Source organism: Pseudomonas sp. Q11 (assembly GCF_024494355.1).
GTDB lineage: Bacteria > Pseudomonadota > Gammaproteobacteria > Pseudomonadales > Pseudomonadaceae > Aquipseudomonas > Aquipseudomonas hefeiensis.
Genome location: NZ_JAKNQY010000016.1, coordinates 17312 through 33182 on the forward strand (window position 1 = coordinate 17312; position 15871 = coordinate 33182).

General features: G+C 59.0%; 14 protein-coding genes. 2 read left to right on the top strand and 12 right to left on the bottom strand.

What is annotated here, in order from left to right; genetic code table 11:
* Window positions 1-3: 3 nt before the first annotated feature.
* The 8 genes from MA884_RS17365 to grpE form a co-directional block, all read right to left on the bottom strand.
* Window positions 4-408 carry an MFS transporter gene (locus tag MA884_RS17365; RefSeq protein ID WP_256231650.1) on the bottom strand — a complete coding sequence of 135 codons (405 nt, stop codon included), beginning with the start codon at window positions 406-408 and terminating at the stop codon, window positions 4-6.
* Between the two features lie 28 nt (window positions 409-436).
* Window positions 437-913: a transcription elongation factor GreA gene (gene greA / locus MA884_RS17370; RefSeq protein ID WP_256231730.1), complete on the bottom strand. Its 477-nt coding sequence runs from the start codon at window positions 911-913 to the stop codon at window positions 437-439.
* 2 nt (window positions 914-915) lie between these two features.
* A complete protein-coding gene (carB, locus tag MA884_RS17375) occupies window positions 916-4137 on the bottom strand; it encodes a carbamoyl-phosphate synthase large subunit (RefSeq protein WP_256231651.1) in 3222 nt (1073 codons plus the stop codon).
* A gap of 105 nt (window positions 4138-4242) precedes the next feature.
* A complete protein-coding gene (gene carA, locus MA884_RS17380; protein ID WP_256231652.1) occupies window positions 4243-5379 on the bottom strand; it encodes a glutamine-hydrolyzing carbamoyl-phosphate synthase small subunit in 1137 nt (378 codons plus the stop codon).
* A 294-nt stretch (window positions 5380-5673) separates the two neighbouring features.
* A complete protein-coding gene (gene dapB / locus MA884_RS17385; RefSeq protein WP_256231653.1) occupies window positions 5674-6480 on the bottom strand; it encodes a 4-hydroxy-tetrahydrodipicolinate reductase in 807 nt (268 codons plus the stop codon).
* A gap of 9 nt (window positions 6481-6489) precedes the next feature.
* Complete coding sequence (gene dnaJ / locus MA884_RS17390) at window positions 6490-7614, bottom strand: molecular chaperone DnaJ (RefSeq protein WP_047229065.1); 1125 nt, start codon at window positions 7612-7614, stop codon at window positions 6490-6492.
* 360 nt (window positions 7615-7974) lie between these two features.
* Window positions 7975-9891, bottom strand: a complete 1917-nt coding sequence (gene dnaK, locus MA884_RS17395) for a molecular chaperone DnaK (RefSeq protein ID WP_256231654.1) — start codon at window positions 9889-9891, stop codon at window positions 7975-7977.
* A gap of 101 nt (window positions 9892-9992) precedes the next feature.
* A complete protein-coding gene (gene grpE / locus MA884_RS17400; RefSeq protein WP_092394299.1) occupies window positions 9993-10559 on the bottom strand; it encodes a nucleotide exchange factor GrpE in 567 nt (188 codons plus the stop codon).
* A gap of 241 nt (window positions 10560-10800) precedes the next feature.
* On the opposite strand from grpE, the gene recN reads away from it, so the two are divergent.
* The gene (gene recN, locus MA884_RS17405; RefSeq protein ID WP_256231655.1) at window positions 10801-12474 is read left to right on the top strand and encodes a DNA repair protein RecN; all 1674 of its coding nucleotides are present in this window, start codon (window positions 10801-10803) and stop codon (window positions 12472-12474) included.
* A gap of 55 nt (window positions 12475-12529) precedes the next feature.
* Here the strand turns inward: recN and fur are convergent, their stop codons facing one another.
* Entirely contained in the window at window positions 12530-12940 is a 411-nt protein-coding gene (gene fur, locus MA884_RS17410) for a ferric iron uptake transcriptional regulator (protein WP_256231656.1), read from the bottom strand.
* A gap of 97 nt (window positions 12941-13037) precedes the next feature.
* On the opposite strand from fur, the gene MA884_RS17415 reads away from it, so the two are divergent.
* Window positions 13038-13565, top strand: a complete 528-nt coding sequence (locus tag MA884_RS17415; RefSeq protein WP_256231657.1) for an outer membrane protein assembly factor BamE — start codon at window positions 13038-13040, stop codon at window positions 13563-13565.
* A gap of 58 nt (window positions 13566-13623) precedes the next feature.
* Here the strand turns inward: MA884_RS17415 and MA884_RS17420 are convergent, their stop codons facing one another.
* From MA884_RS17420 to MA884_RS17430, 3 genes are read right to left on the bottom strand one after another with little or no spacing between them, the layout of a single operon-like run.
* Window positions 13624-13926 carry an RnfH family protein gene (locus tag MA884_RS17420; RefSeq protein WP_256231658.1) on the bottom strand — a complete coding sequence of 101 codons (303 nt, stop codon included), beginning with the start codon at window positions 13924-13926 and terminating at the stop codon, window positions 13624-13626.
* A complete protein-coding gene (locus tag MA884_RS17425; protein ID WP_256231659.1) occupies window positions 13923-14366 on the bottom strand; it encodes a type II toxin-antitoxin system RatA family toxin in 444 nt (147 codons plus the stop codon). Before MA884_RS17425 ends, MA884_RS17420 begins: the two co-directional genes overlap by 4 nt.
* Before the next feature lie 7 nt (window positions 14367-14373).
* Window positions 14374-15777, bottom strand: a complete 1404-nt coding sequence (locus tag MA884_RS17430) for a sodium-dependent transporter (RefSeq protein WP_256231731.1) — start codon at window positions 15775-15777, stop codon at window positions 14374-14376.
* Between the last annotated feature and the right edge of the window lie 94 nt (window positions 15778-15871).

Below are 15871 nucleotides of genomic sequence, written 5' to 3' on the forward strand. Positions count from 1 at the left end.
GGGTCAAGGGTGCGCTTCGCGCGCCCTGCTGCTCCATCCGGGTACCGGTTGCAACACCAGCACCAGCCCGGAAAAGCCCAGCACCAGGTAACTGAATACCTGCCACAGGTTCGCATCCGGCCAGCCGAGACGCACAGCAAGAAACATCCCGCACGCATACAGCGACATGAGCAGCAACTGCCCACGAATGTCGCGCCATAGACTATCCAGGCCCTCGGCCTGAACCAGCACCAAAGCCTGAAACACTACGCACGCTGAGGAAAACCCCACCAGAAGCGACGTCAGCATAGCCGCGATTTCATCGATGAGCAGCGGCGCCAGGCCGATTCGACCCAGCACCGGCAGCAAACCGACATGCAACAACCAGACGCCGCCCACCCACAACATCTGGGTGAGCTGCCAGATCATGGCGCCGGCTCGCAGCGGACGCCTTCGCTCAGATGTGACGGACTTCGACAATCTCATACTCGATGACACCACCCGGTGTCTTCACAGCCACCACGTCACCCTCTTCCTTGGCAATCAAGGCGCGAGCAATGGGAGAGCCTACGGAAATCTTGCCGAGCTTGATGTCCGCCTCGTCCTCACCAACGATCTGGTAGGTGACGCTCTCATCGGTCTCAACGTTAGCGATTTCTACCGTGGTGCCAAAAATGACCTTGCCGGTGTGCGGGATCGTCGTGACATCAATGATCACAGCATTCTGCATGCGACCTTCGATATCACGGACACGCGCCTCGACCATACCCTGCTCCTCGCGGGCAGCATGGTACTCGGCGTTTTCCTTGAGATCGCCCAGCTCACGCGCTTCGCCAATCGCCTGGCTCAAGCGCGGGCGCTCGACCTTGGTCAGGTGAGCGTGTTCTTCTTCCAGGGCGCGAGCGCCCTGAACAGTCATCGGGTATTTGGTTATGCTCATGCCTTCAATCCTGCATGTAGATCCTGCAAGCGACGTACGGTCTTCTCGGGACCGAACTTGAGCGCTTCACAGATGGCTTCGCCCGCAGCAATGGTGGTGGTGCAGTAAATCTTGTGCTGCAGCGCGTTGCGACGAATGGAATACGAATCGGCGATCGACTGGCGACCTTCAGTGGTGTTGATGATCAGCGTGACTTCGTCATTCTTGATCATGTCGACCACGTGCGGACGCCCCTCGGTCACCTTGTTCACGCGGCGCACCTTCAAGCCAGCCGCCTCGATCAGCTTGGCGGTACCGGCAGTGGCGACCACGTCGAAGCCCAAGTTGATCAGATCACGGGCCACGCCTGCAACCAGCGGCTTGTCGTCGTCACGCACACTGATGAACGCCGTGCCGCCAGTCGGCAGCACTTCGCTGGCGCCCATCTGGGCCTTGGCAAAAGCTTCGCCGAAGGTATCGCCCACGCCCATGACTTCGCCGGTGGACTTCATTTCAGGGCCGAGGATCGGGTCCACGCCTGGGAACTTGGCGAACGGGAACACCGCTTCTTTGACGCTGTAGAAGTTCGGAATGATTTCCTTGGTGAAGTTCAGCTCTTTCAGGGTCTTACCGGCCATGACCCGTGCAGCGATCATTGCCAGGGAAACACCGATGCACTTGGAGACGAACGGTACGGTACGGGAAGCGCGCGGGTTGACCTCGATGACGTAGATGTCCTCGCCCTGCAGGGCCAGTTGCACGTTCATCAGGCCGACCACACCCAGCTCCAGGGCCATTTTCTTGACCTGCTCGCGCATTTCGTCCTGGATGTGGGCCGGCAACGAATATGGCGGCAGCGAACAGGCGGAGTCACCGGAGTGAACACCGGCCTGCTCGATGTGTTGCATGATCGCGCCGATCACCACGTCCTTGCCGTCACAGACCGCATCCACGTCCATTTCGATGGCGCAGTTGAGGAAGTGATCCAGCAGCACCGGGCTGTCGTTGGACACCTGAACCGCTTCGCGCAGGTAGCGCTTGAGTTCGTCTTCCTGGTAAACGATTTCCATTGCCCGACCGCCCAGTACATAGGACGGACGCACCACCAGCGGGTAACCGATCTTGGCGGCGGCGCGAATCGCTTCGTCTTCACTGCGCACGGTAGCGTTAGGCGGCTGACGCAGGTTCAGACGCTCGACCATCTGCTGGAAGCGCTCACGGTCTTCGGCACGGTCGATGGCATCCGGACTGGTCCCGATGATCGGCACGCCGGCCGCTTCAAGGGCACGCGCCAGTTTCAGAGGGGTCTGGCCACCGTACTGGACGATCACGCCTTTTGGCTTCTCGACGCGGACGATTTCCAGCACATCTTCCAGGGTCACTGGTTCGAAATACAGGCGATCAGAGGTGTCGTAGTCAGTGGACACGGTTTCCGGGTTGCAGTTGACCATGATGGTCTCGTACCCGTCGTCGCGCAGGGCCAGTGCCGCGTGCACGCAGCAGTAGTCGAACTCGATGCCCTGGCCGATCCGGTTAGGACCGCCGCCCAGGATCATGATCTTGTCACGGGTCGACGGCGCGGCTTCACACTCTTCTTCGTACGTGGAGTACAGGTAAGCGGTGTCGGTGGCGAATTCGGCGGCGCAGGTGTCCACGCGCTTGTAGACCGGGAACACGTCAAGCTTGTGACGATGAGCCCGCAGGCTCTTCTCGGTCACTCCCAGCAATTTTGCCAGGCGCATGTCGGAGAAGCCCTTGCGCTTGAGGCGGAACATCGTGTCGTGGTCGATGCTGGACATGCCCAGGGTCTTGACCTTCTCTTCTTCCTTGATCAGGTCTTCGATCTGTACCAGGAACCAAGGGTCGATCATGTTCATGCCGAAGATCTGCTCGACGGTCATGCCGGCACGGAAGGCGTCCGCCACGTACCAGATCCGCTCGGCGCCCGGCACGGTCAGCTCGCGCTTGAGCTCACTCATGGCGTCCGGGTGGCTCAGATCCAGCTTCGGATCGAGGCCGCAAACACCCACTTCCAGACCGCGAAGGGCTTTCTGCAGGGATTCCTGGAAGGTTCGGCCGATGGCCATGACTTCACCGACCGACTTCATCTGAGTGGTCAGGCGGGCGTCGGCCTTGGCGAACTTCTCGAAGGCGAAACGTGGCAGCTTGGTGACGACGTAGTCGATGGACGGTTCGAAAGACGCCGGGGTCTTGCCACCGGTGATGTCGTTCGACAACTCATCCAGGGTGTAACCCACAGCCAGCTTGGCCGCGACCTTGGCGATCGGGAAGCCGGTGGCTTTCGAGGCCAGGGCCGAGGAGCGGGATACCCGCGGGTTCATCTCGATGACCACCATGCGACCGGTGTTCGGGCAGATGCCGAACTGGACGTTGGAGCCGCCGGTTTCCACGCCGATCTCGCGCAGTACCGCCAGGGAGGCGTTACGCAGGATCTGGTATTCCTTGTCAGTCAGGGTCTGGGCTGGTGCGACGGTGATGGAGTCACCGGTGTGCACGCCCATCGGATCGAAGTTTTCGATGGAGCAGACGATGATGCAGTTGTCCTTTTTATCGCGGACAACTTCCATTTCATATTCTTTCCAGCCGATCAGGGATTCGTCGATCAGCAGCTCTTTGGTTGGCGACAGGTCCAGGCCACGGGCGCAGATTTCTTCGAATTCTTCACGGTTGTAAGCGATGCCGCCACCGGTGCCGCCCATGGTGAAGGACGGACGGATGATGCATGGAAAGCCCAGGCGTTCCAGGACGGCGTTGGCTTCTTCCATGCTGTGGGCGATGCCCGAGCGCGGGCAGTCCAGGCCGATGGATTTCATCGCCTTGTCGAAGCGCGAACGGTCTTCGGCCTTGTCGATGGTGTCGGCGTTGGCGCCGATCATTTCCACACCGAATTTTTCCAGGACGCCTTCACGCTCCAGGTCCAGGGCGCAGTTCAATGCAGTCTGGCCACCCATGGTCGGCAGCAGTGCGTCCGGGCGCTCCTTTTCGATGATCTTGGCAACGGTCTGCCACTTGATCGGCTCGATGTAGGTGGCGTCGGCCATGGCCGGGTCGGTCATGATGGTGGCCGGGTTAGAGTTCACCAGGATGACGCGATAACCCTCTTCGCGCAGGGCTTTACAGGCCTGGGCGCCGGAGTAGTCGAATTCGCAGGCCTGGCCGATCACGATCGGGCCAGCGCCGAGAATCAGGATGCTTTTTATGTCTGTACGTTTTGGCATGGGTTTGTCACTCAAATCCGCAGGTCAGTCGGCTAGGCCGTCGAACAATCTTTGCAGCGCCCAAGGGGACCACCGGTTTCGGGGCCACCCTCGGGCTTCACGCGGTCAGCGTCGCTTGGCCATCTCGGTGATGAAGCGATCGAACAGCGGCGCTACATCGTTCGGGCCCGGGCTCGCTTCAGGGTGGCCCTGGAAGCTGAATGCGCTCTTGTCGGTACGCTCGATGCCTTGCAGCGTGCCGTCGAACAGCGACTTATGGATCGCCCGCACGTTTGCCGGCAGGGTCGCTTCATCCACCGCAAAACCGTGGTTCTGGCTGGTGATCATCACCACACCAGTGTCCAGGTCCTGGACCGGGTGGTTGGCACCGTGGTGGCCATGACCCATTTTCAAGGTCTTGGCGCCCGAAGCGAGGGCCAGCAACTGATGACCGAGGCAGATGCCGAACACCGGGATCTCGGTTTCCAGCACGTCTTTGATCGCCTGGATAGCGTAGTCGCAAGGCTCGGGGTCACCCGGGCCGTTGGACAGGAACACGCCATCCGGGTTGAGGGCCAGGACATCTGCCGCCGGGGTTTGCGCTGGCACCACGGTCACGCGGCAACCACGCTCAACGAGCATGCGCAGGATGTTGAGCTTGACGCCGTAGTCGTAAGCGACCACGTGGTATGGCAGTTCGGAGGCTTCGATCGTCGCGTGGCTGTCGGTTTTCAGGTCCCAGACCGTGGAGCGCCACTCGTACTGCTTCTTGGTGCTGACGACTTTCGCCAGATCCATGCCTTTTAGGCCAGGGAAGCCCTGGGCAGCGGCGATGGCGGCCTCTTCAGTGATGTGGTCACCGGCCATGATGCAGCCGTTCTGCGCGCCTTTCTCGCGAAGGATGCGGGTCAGGCGACGGGTGTCGATACCGGCGATTGCCACAACGTTGTTGGCTTTCAGGTAGTCGGACAGGGACATGGTGTTACGCCAGTTGCTCGCTACCAGCGGCAGGTCACGGATGACCAGGCCGGCGGACCAGACACGATCGGACTCGGCATCTTGCGGCGTGGTGCCGGTGTTGCCGATGTGCGGGTAAGTCAAAGTAACGATTTGCTGGGCGTAGGAAGGATCGGTAAGAATTTCCTGATAGCCGGTCATTGCGGTGTTAAACACCACCTCACCAACGGTCTGGCCGTCGGCTCCAATGGCTTCGCCGCGAAAGATGCTGCCATCAGCAAGGGCGAGTATGGCTGGCTTAGTCAAGAAGACCTCCCGTAAATAAAGCCTGAAAGGGCGATCGCAGGTTGTAAAAAAGCGGAGTGACGTATGGACACGTCACCCCGCTTGTTCACTGAATTATTCTGCGCGCTTTTAGTGGACACACTAAAGCTGTAGCTTACAGAAAAAGGCTTTTTTGGTCCACCGCTAATGAGCCTTAAAGGCAGGGGAATGCGACAGGTCGTCGCGAGGCGGTGTAAAACGGGGCTCAGTATAACCTGAACCCCGCTTTCTGGCGCTGCGCCTGGCAAAAGGTTTGCAGGACAGCACACCAAAACATCAACGCAGGTCGAGAACATCCTGCATGTCGTACAGGCCAGCCTCGCGACCATCCAGCCACAGCGCGGCACGCACCGCACCCTTGGCGAAGGTCATTCGGCTCGACGCCTTGTGAGTGATCTCCAGACGCTCACCCTCAGTGGCGAACAGCACAGTGTGATCCCCCACCACATCACCACCACGAACCGTGGCGAAACCGATGGTATCTCGCTCACGGGCACCGGTATGCCCTTCGCGCCCGTAAACGGCCACTTTCTGCAGATCGCGACCCAAGGCATCGGCAATCACTTCGCCCATGCGCAGGGCCGTGCCCGAAGGCGCGTCGATTTTATGCCGGTGATGCGCTTCGATGATTTCGATGTCCGCATCGTCACCCAGGACCCGAGCAGCCAGATCCAGCAGCTTGAGCGACAGATTCACACCTACGCTGAAGTTCGCCGCAAACACGATCGGAATATCTTTACCAGCTTCGGCCAGCACTTGCTTTTGCGCAGCATCCAGCCCGGTCGTGCCAATGACCATGGCCTTGCCATGCTTGCGGCAAATGGCGAGGTTTTTCAGCATCACTTGCGGCAGGGTGAAGTCGATCAGGACATCAAACTCATCCAAGACCTTTTCCAGGCCACCGGACATCGGCACCCCGATACGCCCCAACGATGCCAGCTCACCCGCATCAGCACCGACCAGCGTACTGTCGGGCCGAACGATAGCGGCTGTCAGGCCCGAGAGCGGCGAGCGCTGCTGCACCGCCTCGACCAGCGCCTTGCCCATGCGCCCGGCAGCGCCCATCACAGCTATACGTCGCATGCGAGTTCCTTACAGATCGCCGAAGAAGCGCTTCACGCCTTCGAACCACCCCGTGGTTTTCGGGGAGTGGCTATTGTCATCCGCCAGGGAACTGCGGAACTCCTCCAGCAGTTCACGCTGACGCCGGCTCAGATTGACCGGAGTTTCCACCGCAACACGGCACATCAGGTCACCCGCACCGCCGCCACGCACCGGCGCGACACCCTTGCCGCGAATCCGGAACTGCTTGCCGGTTTGCGTGCCCTCGGGAATTTTCAGCTTCACGCGCCCGTCGAGGGTCGGAATCTCAAGCTCACCACCCAAGGCCGCATCGACGAAACTGATCGGCACTTCGCAGAACAGATGCTTGCCGTCGCGCTGGAAAATAGCGTGCTCACGCACGTTGATGACCACATAAAGGTCGCCAGTCGGGCCGCCCTGGGCACCCGCCTCGCCTTCGCCTGACAAACGAATGCGGTCACCGGTATCGACACCGGCCGGCACTTTCACCGACAGCGTCTTGTACTCTTCGACTCGCCCTTCGCCGTGGCAGGAATCGCACGGATCGGAAATGATCTTGCCTTGGCCATGGCAACGCGGGCAGGTCTGCTGTACAGAGAAGAAGCCCTGTTGCATGCGAACCTGACCGATGCCGCCGCAAGTGGGGCAAGTGACGGGCGAGGAGCCCTTCTTGGCGCCCGAACCGTCACACGGCTTGCAGTTGACCAGCGTGGGAACGCGGATGTTGACGGTGGTACCGCGCACCGCCTCTTCCAGGTTCAACTCCAGCGTGTAGCGCAAATCGCTGCCACGCTGGGCGCCGCCACGAGCACCACCGCGACCGCCACCGAAGAAGTCGCTGAACACGTCGCCGAAAATATCGGAGAAGTTCTGCCCGCCAAAACCGGCACCGCCGCCGCCCATGCTAGGGTCGACGCCGGCATGACCGTATTGGTCGTAAGCTGCACGCTTGCTGGAATCGGACAGTACTTCGTAAGCCTCGTTGGCTTCCTTGAACAACTCTTCCGACGCTTTGTCGTCGGGATTACGATCCGGGTGGTGCTTCATTGCCAGACGACGATAGGCCTTTTTCAGGTCCGCGTCGCTTGAACCACGCTCGACACCCAATACTTCGTAATAGTCACGCTTTGCCATTAGTCTTTGCACTCTTATAGGACGTCCGGCAAACCTCTCCTGAACCTTGCCAAACTCGTTGAGCCCCAATACAGGCCCGGACCCAACTCACGTCGATTCAACGATCCTGGTCTTAGGCCTTGAACGAAAAGTGCGACTTTCCGTACAAACCCACATCTTTTAGCCAGGGAACCGGCCAAAACGCAGTGCCTCTCGCTCGGAAAGCAGGAGCATTCCCGATCACACCGCCAGCATCCGAACGCTGTCGCATGCTGTAAAAATTCACTGACTCCAGACACGCCAACGCGGGAGCAAGCTCCCGCGCGGCGACATCCTACCAGTCACCGCACAAGTGCAGTCAACCGGCCGACCAACAAGCGATTACTTGTGGTCTTTCACTTCTTCAAACTCGGCATCGACGACGTCATCGGCTTTTTCGGCCGACTCGCCTTGCTGCGCCGCGCCTTCAGCCGGCTGAGCCTGCTCGGCGTACATCTTCTGAGCCACTGGAGCGGAGACCTTGGACAGCTCTTCGATCTTCGCCTCGATGGCCGCCTTGTCGTCGCCTTTGACAGCCGCTTCAAGGGCAACCACGGCTGCTTCGATGGCGGTTTTCTCTTCAGCGGTCACTTTGTCGCCAGCATCAGCGATCATCTTGCGAGTCGAGTGCACCAGGGCATCACCCTGGTTGCGGGCACTGGCCAGCTCTTCAAACTTGCGGTCTTCTTCGGCGTTGACTTCAGCATCGCGGACCATCTGCTGAATTTCTTCCTCGGACAGACCGGAGTTGGCCTTGATCACGATCGACTGGGTCTTGCCGGTGGCCTTGTCTTTGGCGCCGACGTGCAGGATGCCGTTGGCGTCGATGTCGAAGGTCACTTCGATTTGTGGCACGCCACGTGGAGCCGGTGGAATCTCGGCCAGGTCGAACTTGCCCAGGGATTTGTTCTGGGTAGCTTGCTTGCGCTCACCCTGCAGCACGTGAATGGTCACAGCATTCTGGTTGTCATCGGCAGTCGAGAACACTTGGGATTTCTTGGTAGGAATCGTAGTGTTTTTCTCGATCAGCGCGGTCATCACGCCACCCATGGTTTCGATACCCAGGGTCAGCGGGCTGACGTCGAGCAGCAGAACGTCTTTCACGTCACCGGCCAGAACAGCACCCTGGATGGCGGCACCCATGGCGACGGCTTCGTCAGGGTTCACGTCTTTACGCGCTTCTTTACCGAAGAAATCGGTCACCAGCTTCTGAACCAGCGGCATACGAGTCTGGCCGCCGACCAGGATCACGTCGTTGATCGAGCCAACGTCGATACCGGCGTCCTTCATTGCAATGCGGCAAGGTTCGATGGTGCGCTGAACCAGGTCTTCCACCAGCGCTTCGAGCTTGGCGCGGGAAATTTTCACGTTCAGGTGCTTCGGACCTGTGGCATCTGCAGTGATGTACGGCAGGTTGACGTCGGTCGACTGGCTCGAAGACAGTTCGATCTTGGCTTTTTCAGCGGCTTCTTTCAGACGCTGCATGGCCAGCGGGTCACCCTTGAGGTTCATGCCGCTTTCTTTCTTGAATTCGTCGACGAGGTAGTCGATCAGACGAATGTCGAAGTCTTCACCACCGAGGAAGGTGTCACCGTTGGTGGCCAGTACTTCGAACTGGTGCTCACCATCGACTTCAGCGATCTCGATCACGGAGACGTCAAAGGTACCGCCACCCAGGTCATAAACGATCACGGTGTGATCGCCCTTGGCCTTGTCCATACCGTAAGCCAGAGCGGCTGCGGTTGGTTCGTTGATGATACGCTTGACGTCCAGGCCCGCGATGCGGCCGGCGTCCTTGGTAGCCTGACGCTGGCTGTCGTTGAAGTAGGCCGGAACAGTGATGACCGCTTCGGTCACCGCTTCGCCGAGGTAATCTTCGGCGGTTTTCTTCATTTTCTTCAGGATTTCAGCCGAGATCTGTGGCGGTGCCATTTTCTGGCCGTTCACTTCAACCCAGGCGTCGCCGTTGTCGGCCTTGGCGATTTTGTAAGGCACCATCTTGATGTCTTTCTGAACGACTTCTTCGTCGAACTTGCGACCGATCAGACGCTTCACCGCGTAGAGGGTGTTATGCGGATTGGTCACTGCCTGACGCTTGGCCGACTGGCCAACCAGAATTTCGCCATCGTTGGCGTACGCGATGATCGACGGCGTAGTACGCGCGCCTTCAGCGTTTTCAATCACTTTGGCCTTGCCGTTTTCCAGCACGGAGACGCACGAGTTGGTGGTCCCCAGGTCGATACCGATAATCTTGCCCATGTTAACTCTCCCGGAACTTGGATTTTGTTGCCGCAGCAGTGGTGGCTAACTGCGGTAGCACTTAAACGCTTGACTTCTAAATGGGGCCGCTACGCTCGATTTCAAGCCTGCTCATCAATAGAAGGCGAAACCGGAGCCGGCGCCTTGCTGACCACAACCATGGCCGGACGCAGCAAGCGACCATTGAGCAGATAGCCCTTCTGGAAAACCTTCAATACGCTGTTGGGCTCGACGTCTGCACTTTCCTGCATCGCCATGGCCTGGTGATGCTCGGCGTTGAAGGGTTCGCCATGCGGATCAATGGCTTCAAGCTGATAGCGCTTGAGCGTGTCCTGGAACATCTTCAGGGTCAGCTCGATGCCTTCACGCATCGGACGAATGTTTTCGTCGTCCGGATTGGACAGCTCCAGGCCGCGCTCCAGGCTGTCGATGATCGGCAACAGGTCGCCTGCGAAACGCTCCAGGGCGAATTTGTGAGCCTTTTCCACATCTTGCTCGGCGCGACGGCGGACATTCTGCAGGTCGGCTGCTACACGCAATGCCTGATCCTGCGCACCGGCCAGTTGCTCTTCGAGCACTTGTACACGTGCCGCCAGGTCGTCACCCGAATCCTGGGGAGCCTGATTGGCGTCTAGATTTTGCGTGTCCTGCGTCTGTTCGTCAGCCATAGATTTCTCCTTTCAACTTCGTCCGCGAGCTCAACTCGCGCTTCTGCCCCGGTATATGGGGCCGTGTTTTTCAGCTTCAAGGGCGGTCCGACGAATTAACCTTACAAAAAACACCTGCATAGTCATTCCTCCCGGCGCTAAGAAAGTCACTCACCCAAGCAAATCGAGCTAAGCGAAGGCATTGTCAGCCCGAAACAAAACACTGTATAAATAACCAGACCTAAGCCTGGGAGCGGCCCTTATGCTGGTGCACCTGTCCGTACACAACTACGCCATCGTCGAACACCTCGACCTCGAACTTGATCGGGGCATGAGCGTGATCACCGGTGAAACCGGTGCCGGCAAATCGATCATGCTCGACGCCCTGGGCCTGACGCTGGGTGATCGCGCCGACAGCGGCGTAGTACGTCCCGGCGCAGACAAGGCCGACATCCTGGCCACCTTCGACCTGATCGACATCCCGGAGGCCAGCACCTGGCTGGCCGAGCGCGACCTGGATACCGACGGCCTGTGCATATTGCGCCGGGTCATCACCGCCGAAGGTCGCTCCCGGGGTTACATCAACGGTACGCCCTGCCCCCTCGGCGACCTCAAGGCTCTGGGCGAGCTGCTGATCGACATTCACAGCCAGCATGAACACCAGTCCCTGCTCAAGACCGACACCCACCGCCGCCTGCTCGACGAATACGCCGGTGCCACCGACCTGGCCCGCCAGGTCCAACTGGCCGCCCAACGCTGGCGCCAGACCCGACAGGAACTGGATCGGCTTTCCAACTCCGGTGACGAACAACGTGCTCGCCACCAGTTGTTGAGTTATCAGCTCGAAGAGTTGGAGAACCTGGCCTTGGGTGAAAACGAGCTGGCGGAACTGGAACAGGAACACAAGAACCTGACCAATGCCGAAACCCTGCTGGGTATTTGCCGGCAAGTGGTCGAGCAATGCAGCGAAAGCGACTCGGGTAACGTGCTCAATGCACTGACCGCCAGCCTGAACCGGCTGTCCAGCGTCAACAATTCGGTAGGCGCCCTGAGCGAAGCGACCAATCTGCTGACGAGTGCACAGATCCAGGTCGAGGAGGCCGTCGGGGAACTGAACCGGTTTCTGGATCACTTCGACGCCGACCCGGCGCGCCTGCAATATCTGGAAGAGCGCCTGGACACCATCTATACGCTGGCGCGCAAGCACCGCGTCCAGCCGACCGACGTTGCCGAACTCCAGCAACGCCTGCTTGAAGAACTGGAAACGCTGAACGCCAACGACGAATCCATCGAGCGCCTGAGGGACGAACTGGCCTCCTATGCCCGTCATTATCAGGAAAAGGCCTCAATGCTTAGCGAGCTGCGCGGACAAGCGGCCACAGGACTGGCCAGCGCCGTTGAGCAGGAGATCCAGCGCCTGGGCATGCCGGGCGGACGCTTCACCATCGAATTGCGCCCCAACGCCGGCGATGAGCTCCAACCCAATGGGCTGGAACAGGTGGAATTGCTGGTCAGCGCCAACCCCGGACAACCGCTCAAGGCCCTGGCGAAAGTCGCCTCCGGCGGTGAACTGTCGCGAATCAGCTTGGCCATCCAGGTCATCACCGCACAAACCTCTCGCGTACCGACGCTGGTATTCGACGAAGTGGACGTGGGTATCGGTGGCCCGACAGCGGAAATTGTCGGCCAGTTGCTGCGTCGACTCGGGGACCGCGGCCAGGTGCTGACGGTGACTCACCTGCCTCAGGTTGCAGCCCAAGGACACCAGCATTTATTTGTGCACAAGTTGCGCGGTGAAGACGCGACTCGCACCGCCGTATCCAAGCTGAACAAGAACGAGCGCGTGGAAGAAGTGGCACGGATGCTCGGAGGGATTGATCTCACCAAAGAGTCCCTGGCTCACGCGAAAAAAATGGTCGTCACGGCAAAAACCTGAAAAGCCAGAACGCAAAAAGGCGACCAGAAGGTCGCCTTTTTGCGTTTCAACAGCTTTAAACCGGCTTTCTCCTGCGCACATGCAAGACGAGATGGTGATCGATCAGCTCGAAGCCATGCTCTTCAGCAATTTCCTTTTGTCGTTTTTCGATTGCAGGGCAGGTGAATTCGATGACCTCACGGGTTTCCACGTCCACCATGTGGTCGTGATGTTCCCCATCGGCCAATTCAAAGACCGCATGACCGCCATCGAAATTGTGACGAGCCACTAGCCCCGCCGCTTCGAACTGAGTCAGGACACGGTAAACCGTGGCCAGACCGACGTCCTCGCCAGCTTCCATAAGCGCCTTGTAGACATCTTCGGCACTCATGTGGCGTTGCTCGGCGGAATCGAGCATCTGCAGAATTTTGACCCGTGGCAGGGTCACTTTGAGGCCGGCTTTGCGTAGTTCGCTATTTTCAACCATGGTCAGCTTTCTCGCGATGCTGCTTCGCAGCTTCTCTTAATGCGGGTATGATCGGCGTTTACGTTGTCCCAGCCAAGATAGTGGAAGTCGCCCACCGATGCAAAACACCAAGCTCTTGCTAACCAGTTTCACCTTTGTGGGACTGCTCGCACTCGCCGGTTGTTCATTCCCCGGGGTTTACAAAATCGACATCCAGCAGGGCAATGTCGTCACGCAGGACATGATAGACCAGTTACGCCCGGGAATGACCCGTCGGCAAGTACGGTTTATCATGGGTAACCCTCTGCTGACCGACACGTTCCATGCCGATCGCTGGGATTATTTGTACAGCCTGCAACCAGGTGGTGGTGAACGCCAACAGGAACGCATCAGCGTTATCTTCAACGCCGATGACCAGCTTGTCAGCCTGTCGGGCGATTTCATGCCCGGTGTGAGCCGCGACGAAGCCATTATGGGCCAGGATAGCGACACTACGGTGACTGACCCAACCCAGAACGCCGAGCAGCCGAAACCGGAAAAACCGGTCAAGCCAGGCTCGTTGCTCGATCAGATCCAGAAGGACGTGGACAACGTCGAGACCGTACCGGTCCCGACGCCAGAACCACTGGATACTTCGCCGCAATAAATTGCTCAATAAAAAACCCGGCGTGCCGGTTTTTTTATTGCCTGCGATTCAGACCTGGCTATTGATCAGGCTGACGCGCCTGAGCCGCCTTCGCGGCGCGCAATCGACGAATTTCTTTTGGGTCAGCCAACAACGGTCGATAGATTTCAAGTCGATCAGCCGCCCGCACCACTTGGTGGTCCGGATCGGCAACCACCTTGCCAAAAATCCCCACCGGGCAAGTGGCCAGATCCAGCTCCGGAAACTCAGCAGCAATGCCGGACGCCTCTAACGCCGCCCGAACACTGGTGCCTTCCGGCACGGAAAATACACGTAAGACCTGACGGTTGACGCTGGCATACACCACTTCCAGCTCAATCAACGCGCAAGCTCTGCATTTTGCTTGGCGCGCTGGCAGAACGCGTCGACCAGGGTATTGGCCGCCTGATTGAACAGCGGGCCCAGTGTGGCTCGCACCAAAGGACCTGCGTAGTCGAACGACAGATCCAGGCTGATCTTGCAGGCCTTTTCTCCCAGCGCCTTGAACACCCAGACGCCATGGAGCTGATTGAAAGGCCCCTCTTCCAGGTTCATCTCAATGGACTGTCCCGGCACCAGGGTATTGCGCGTGACAAAGTGCTGGCTCAGCCCGCCCTTGGCGACGTTAAGGCTGGCGCGCATATGGGTGTCGGAACTCTCAAGCACCTCAGCGGACGAGCACCAAGGCAAAAACTCGGGGTAACTGGCCACATCGTTGACCAGGTCGTACAACGCCTGCGCCGGATACGGCAGCAAGGCCGAGCGTTGAATATGTGTCGTCATGTAAGCGTCACTTCCACAGCTGGGCGGCAAACACTACAAGAATGCCGATGGGCGCCACATAGCGCATCAAGAACAGGCTCAAGGTAAACAATACAGAGCTGCGCAGCGACAATTCATCACGCACCGCCTCACGCCCCATGACCCATCCTGCAAACACCACGAAACACAAACCACCCAGCGGCAGCATGATCCGTGATGTGAAGAAATCAATCACGCCGAAGAAATCCAGCCCTCCGGTTGCTCCCCACTGGTAGAGATGGAACAGCCCGCCTTCGTTCACGAAAAACTTCGCTTGTTTCCATATATTGAAGGAAAACACCGTCCCCAGGCCAACGAACCAGCAGGTAAAGGCCAGCCAGAACGTCACCCAGGCGCGACTGAGTCGGGTTCGCTCCACCAGATAAGCGACCATGGGCTCCAGCAAGGAAATGGCCGAACTCCAGGCGGCAATGGCCACTAGGAGAAAAAACACCACCCCCATGAATTGACCAAATGCCATGTTGCCGAAAGCGAATGGCAGGCTGACGAACATCAGCCCCGGCCCTTCGCTGGGATTCAGGCCGGCGGCGAAGACAATCGGAAACAACGCCAACCCGGCCAGCAACGATACAAAGGTATCCAGCAGCGCAACGCCCACCACGGTCTTGGTCAGGGAAGCGTTCTTGGGCATGTAGGCCCCATAGATCATGATCGAACCAACCCCTACGCTCAGGGAGAAAAACGCATGCCCCATGGCCGGCAGCAGGCCGTCCATGACTTTCTCCGGCTGGAAATCAAACATGAAATGAACACCTTCCATGAAGTGTCCGGTGGTCATGCTGTAGCCCAGCAATACCAGGATCATCACGAACAGCAGCGGCATCATGATTCGCAGGCTGCGCTCAAGTCCCGCCACTACCCCACGGGCAATCACGACCGCGGAAAGCAGCATGAAAATCGTATGCCAAAGTGTCAGCCGCCAGGGGTCGGAGATCACATCGCCAAAGTAGGCGCCGACCTGATCGGGTGTCACACCCTGAAAGTCCCCACGCCCCATGTCGATGATGTAATCCAGCGACCAGCCGCCGACCACACTGTAAAAAGACAGGATCAGCAGCGCCGTGATCATTCCGGCAAACGCTCCCCACGACCACTTGGCCGAGTGCCCGGCCTCCACTGCCAGCACTTTCAGGGCATTGGCCGGGCTCTGCCGGGCGCGACGACCGATGAGGGTTTCGGCCAGCATCACCGGCGCGCCGATGAGCGCAATGCACGCCAGAAACATCAATACGAAGGCACCGCCACCGTAGACGCCGACCATGTAGGGAAATTTCCAGATACTGCCCAGCCCCACGGCAGAACCGGTCGCCGCGAATATGAAGACCCAGCGGCTAGCCCAACTGCCGTGGACAGAAACCTTGTCTGTCGACATCGTGATCACGCCCAAGCGTTCGAAAAAGAGGCCGCATTGTCCGGGATTCATTCAACCTGCTCAAGCACGCAGCTTCACCGTAGCCGACACGCCC